The organism is Nocardia amamiensis, from assembly GCF_015477605.1.
GTDB lineage: Bacteria > Actinomycetota > Actinomycetes > Mycobacteriales > Mycobacteriaceae > Nocardia > Nocardia amamiensis_A.
Genome location: NZ_JADLQX010000279.1, coordinates 1 through 301 on the forward strand (window position 1 = coordinate 1; position 301 = coordinate 301).

Consider the following 301-nt stretch of genomic DNA (forward strand, 5'->3'; position numbering starts at 1 on the left):
ACGTGCGCTGCGTGACCGGGGGGAAATTTGCGTGAACACTGGCGATCGGGAAGATAACAATCTGCCAGGGCGCGCCTTTCAGCACCTTGATGGTATCAATCACGTGTCCTTTGCGGGCAACCAGCCAGAGAACACACGCCGCCACCGCTGCCACCAGGCTTACTGGCACGCCGAGTGGTTCGAGAGCAAAGAAGCCGACTAGTAGCAGGATGAGAACAATCCAGCCGGTTCTAAAAGTGCGCGCATCGCGAATGGCCTCACGCGGCGCCTTCAGTTTCGCCAGGTCGTAGGTGGCCGGGAT

Annotated in this window: 1 protein-coding gene; it reads right to left on the reverse strand. The window is 59.5% G+C overall.

The annotated features are described in order from the left end of the window. On the reverse strand, positions 1-301 hold a 301-nt coding region (locus IU459_RS40350), incomplete at both ends, for an ArsB/NhaD family transporter (RefSeq protein WP_267469955.1).